The organism is Micromonospora sp. CNZ286 (genome assembly GCF_014207755.1).
This window is the reverse complement of the sequence record NZ_JACHIZ010000001.1, coordinates 3,710,240-3,714,591: the sequence shown is the minus strand read 5'-3', so window position 1 is coordinate 3,714,591 and position 4,352 is coordinate 3,710,240. Positions and strand designations below refer to the sequence as shown.

The 4,352-nt window shown below is 74.6% G+C and carries 4 protein-coding genes; all 4 read left to right on the top strand.

Annotated elements, in window-relative coordinates; all coding sequences use genetic code 11:
- Window positions 1-45 precede the first annotated feature (45 nt).
- Genes FHX31_RS16960 through FHX31_RS16945 form a run of 4 tightly spaced genes read left to right on the top strand, consistent with a single transcriptional unit; the run spans window position 46 to window position 4,251 of the window.
- Entirely contained in the window at window positions 46-1,056 is a 1,011-nt protein-coding gene (locus FHX31_RS16960; protein WP_114920163.1) for a 3-oxoacyl-ACP synthase III family protein, read from the top strand.
- The gene (locus tag FHX31_RS16955) at window positions 1,053-1,292 is read left to right on the top strand and encodes an acyl carrier protein (RefSeq protein ID WP_225319539.1); all 240 of its coding nucleotides are present in this window, start codon (window positions 1,053-1,055) and stop codon (window positions 1,290-1,292) included. The genes FHX31_RS16960 and FHX31_RS16955 overlap by 4 nt, the downstream gene beginning before the upstream one ends.
- A complete protein-coding gene (locus FHX31_RS16950) occupies window positions 1,289-2,191 on the top strand; it encodes a thiamine pyrophosphate-dependent dehydrogenase E1 component subunit alpha (protein ID WP_114920164.1) in 903 nt (300 codons plus the stop codon). Before FHX31_RS16955 ends, FHX31_RS16950 begins: the two co-directional genes overlap by 4 nt.
- Window positions 2,188-4,251 (top strand): 2-oxo acid dehydrogenase subunit E2, encoded by a 2,064-nt coding sequence (locus FHX31_RS16945; protein WP_184976741.1) that lies wholly within the window; start codon window positions 2,188-2,190, stop codon window positions 4,249-4,251. Before FHX31_RS16950 ends, FHX31_RS16945 begins: the two co-directional genes overlap by 4 nt.
- Window positions 4,252-4,352 lie beyond the last annotated feature (101 nt).

Genomic DNA, 4,352 nt, shown 5'->3' with positions numbered 1-4,352 from the left:
GGGGGAATGGTAAGCAGCGGCGGATCTGCGGCGGGACGGTCGAGCATGAGCTTCGGGCTGGTGTCCTTCGGTGAGGCGCTCGGCGACCCGGCGCCCGTCGCCGACGTGGTGGCGCAGTACACCGACGACGTCAACCGCGTCCTCGGGTACGGCTACCGGCAGGTGCACCGCGCCGCGCCGGACGTCGGCCTGACCGACCTCGCCGAGCGGGCCGCCCGCCGCGCCCTGGACGCCGCCACGCTGCCCGCCGCGCAGGTGGACCTGCTGGTGCTCGCCGTCACCGACCTCACCGAACACCTCTACTGGGACGCCGCCGCCGACCTGGCGTACCGGCTCGGCGCGGCCGGCGCCGAAGCGGTGCTGCTCACCCAGGCGTGCACCACCGGTGTGCTCAGCCTCGACACCGTCGCCGGCAAGTTCGCCACCCACCCGGAGTACGCCACCGCGCTCGTGGTGGCCGCGAACCGGACCTGCGAGGCGTACTGGAACCGGATGGACACCCAGCCGATGGTGTTCTCCGACGGCGCGGTGGCCACAGTGGCCCGGCGCGGGCATCCCCGGCTGCGCTGGCAGGTCACCGAGGCGGCCACCGACGGCCGCTACGCCGGGTTCTACCGGCTCGACAGCGGTGGCGCGGCGGCGCCGTTCGCACCCGGCGCCGAGCCGCCCGCCGCCCGCGACGTGTGGCACGTGATGGAGTTCTTCGACTACGACCCCGAGCAGTTCGCGCAGTACGCCCGCCACCTCGACGAGCGGATGGTGCGGGTCACCGAACGCGCCTGCGAGCGGGCCGGCGTCACAGTCGCCGACCTGGCGCGGCTGATCCTGGTCGCCGACAACGAACGCGCCATGACGTCGCTCGCCGAGGCCCACAAGGTGCCGCCGGAGCGGACCAACCGGGAGCTGGCGGCCGAGTACGGGCATCTCGGCGCGGCGGACCAGCTGTTCGGACTGAGCCGCCTGTTCGACGCCGGTGAGCTGCACGACGGCGACCGGGTCGCGTTGATCTCGTTGGGCCGGGGCACCCACTGGGCCTGTACGATCATCGAGGTATGAGCATGTCCAGCCGGCTGGTGCGGCTCGTCGCCGACGTGCTGGAACTGCCCGTCGACCAGGTCGACGCGCAGACCGGCCCCGCGACCAGCGCCGCGTGGGTGAGCCTGCGTCACCTCCAGATCGTCGCGGCCGTCGAGGACGCGTACCGGATCTCGCTGACGCCCCGGGAGATCCGGACCGTGCGGTCGGTGGCCGACCTGCGCGCGCTGCTCGCCCAGCGGGGTGTGCCGGAGTGACAGCCGCGCCCGCCCCGCTCGACGACGCCGACCTCGACACGGGGCTGCTCATCCGCCGCTTCGAGGAGCACCTGCTGCGCCTGTACGCCGACGGTCACCTCGCCGGCACCACGCACACCTGCCTCGGCCAGGAGTACGTCCCGGTCGCGCTGGCCCCGCTGCTGACCGGCGACTTCGTGTTCAGCAACCACCGCGGCCACGGGCACTACCTGGCGCACTGCGGCGACCCGGAGGGCCTGCTGGCGGAACTGCTCGGCCGCGAGGGCGGGGTGTGCCACGGGTACGGCGGCAGCCAGCACCTGCGCCGGGACCGGTTCCTGTCCACCGGCGTGCAGGGGGAGAGCCTGCCCGCCGCTGTCGGCGTGGGACTGCACCTCAACCGCACCGGGCAGGACGCGATGGTGGTGGCGTACATCGGCGACGGGACCTGGGGCGAGGGCGCTGTCTACGAGGCGCTGAACATGGCCGCGCTGTGGCGGGTGCCGCTGCTCGTGGTGGTCGAGCACAACCGGATCGCCCAGTCCACCCCGACCACCGCGCAGCTCGCCGGCACCATCGCCGGCCGGGTCACCGGGTTCGGCATCACCGTCAGCGAGTCCGAATCGCTCGACCTCACCGAGGTACGCGCCGCCGCCGCGCCGCACGTCGAGCGGGTCCGCGCCACCCGGACGCCGCACGTGCTCGTGCAGCACACGGTCCGGCTCGGCCCGCACAGCAAGGGCGACGACACCCGGCCCCCCGGCGAACTCGACCGGCTGCGCCGCCTCGACTGGCTCCAGCGGTACGCCGAGGCGTACCCGGAGCGGTTCGCGGCCGCCGACGCGCGGGCCCGGCAGCGGGTCGCGGAGGTCTCGGCCGAGGTGCTGGCCCGGCCGCTCGCGCGCGGAGCGGCGGCGTGACGCGCGCCGAACGGGTCAGCCGCAACCTCAACCGGGCCCTGCACGCTCTGTTCGCCGCCGACGAACGGGCCTGGCTGCTGGGGGAGGACGTCGCCGACCCGTACGGTGGGGCGTTCAAGGTGACACAGGGGCTCTCCACCGCCTACCCGGACCGGGTGCTGTCGACGCCGCTGAGCGAGAACGGCATCACCGGCGTCGCGGGCGGCCTGGCGTTGTGCGGCGACACGGTGATCGTCGAGATCATGTTCGGGGACTTCGCCGGTCTCGCCTTCGACCCGATCCTCAACCTGATCACCAAGTCCGTCGCCATGTACGGCGAGTGCACCCCGATGCGGGTGGTGATCCGCTGCCCGGTCGGCGGCGGGCGGGGCTACGGCGCGACGCACAGCCAGAGCCCGCAGAAGCACTTCATCGGCATCCCGCACCTTGCGCTCTACGAGCTGTCCCCGCTGCACGACGCGGCCGACGTGCTGGCCGCCGCGCTGCGCCGCGACGAACCGGCGATGCTGTTCGAGGACAAGGTCCTCTACACCCGGCGGCGGTACGTGGACGGCCGCGTCGACGACCGCCTCGCCTTCGAGCTGCGCGGCGCGGACGGCAACTGGGCCCGCGTCCACGACCCGGACGCCACCGGCGCGCCCACGCTCGTCATCGCGCCGGGCGGGGTCGCCGACCGGGCGATAGCCGCCGCCACCCGGGCCGCCGAGCGGGGACGTACGGTCGAGGTACTGGTCCCGGCGCGGCTCTACCCGGTCGACGTGGACGGCCTGCGCGACCTGCTCGACGGCGCGCACGGCGTGATCGTCGCCGAGGAGAGCACCGCGGGCGGTACGTGGGGGAGCGAGGTCGCCGCCCGCCTGCACGCCGAGGCCTGGCCGCTGTTGCGCGGCCCGGTCGAGCTGGTCAGCTCCGCCGACCGGGTCATCCCGTCCGCGCCGCACCTGGAACGGACGGTGCTGCTCGGCACGGAGGCGATCCTGGACCGGATCATGCGCCTGCCCGCCGCGGTTCCGGTGCCGCGCACCGATTCCTCGCCTGCCGGTCCGCCGCCGCCGGATCCGACCTCGGCGGCGCCGTCGGGCGTCCCGGTGGACGTACCCCGGCTCAACCCCAACGACGACAGCTACGTGCTGCTGGAATGGCTGGTCGCGGACGGCGCCACGGTCGAGGCCGGTGAGCCGGTCGCGGCGGTCGAGACGTCCAAGGCGATCGAGGAGCTGGCCGCGACACAGGCCGGAGTGCTGCGCCAGGACGTGGCCGTCGGCGCCGACTGTGCGCCGGGCGCACCCATCGGCCGGATCCTGCCCGCCCCGGTGCCGCTGCCGGCCGTGCCCGCCCCGGTGCCGCTGCCGGCTGTGCCCGCCCCGGTGCCGCTGCCGGCTGTGCCCGCCCCGGTGCCGCCGGGACGGCCGCTGCCACCCGCACAGCGCCGCATCGCCGACGTGGTGGCCACCTCGCACCGGGAGATCCCGGTGGCCTTCACCGCCGTGCGCGTCGACGTGACGGCCGCGCTCGCGTACGCCCGCCGCGCCGCCGACGAGACCGGCGCCGCGGTCGGCCTGACCGAGGTCGTCATCGCCGCCGTGGCCGCGCTGCACGAGCGGTTCCCCGCTCTCTACGCCCGGCTCACCGACGACGGCCTGATCCTCGACGCGGAAGCGCCGTCGATCGGGCTCACCGTCGACGTCGGCACCGGACTGTTCCTGCCGGTGATCCGGGACGCGGCCGGGCTGGACCTCGGCGACCTCGCCGACGCCGTGGTCGCGCTGCGGATGAAGGCGCTGCGCGGCCGGCTCCGCGAGGAGGACATGGCCGGCATGAACGTCCTGGTCGCGCTCAACGACACACCCGGCGTCACGGTGGCCCGGCCGATCATCCCGCCCGGCGTCACCTGTGCCCTGTCGGTGCCGGACGTGCACCGTGAGGTCGTGCTCGACGGCGACGGCGGGGTACGCGAGCGCACGGTGGCGGACCTGGGCCTGGCCTACGACCACCGGCTGGTCAACGGGGCGCAGGCCGGGGCGTACCTGGCCGCGCTCGGCGACGCGCTGCAACGGTGAGGAGGCCCGCCCGGGGCGCGTGACCTGCGTTACCTCTCGCCGGGACGGGAATGTGATCACCGGGGGCGCATTTGACTCACTGTGTGAGTGCCGCACCCTCC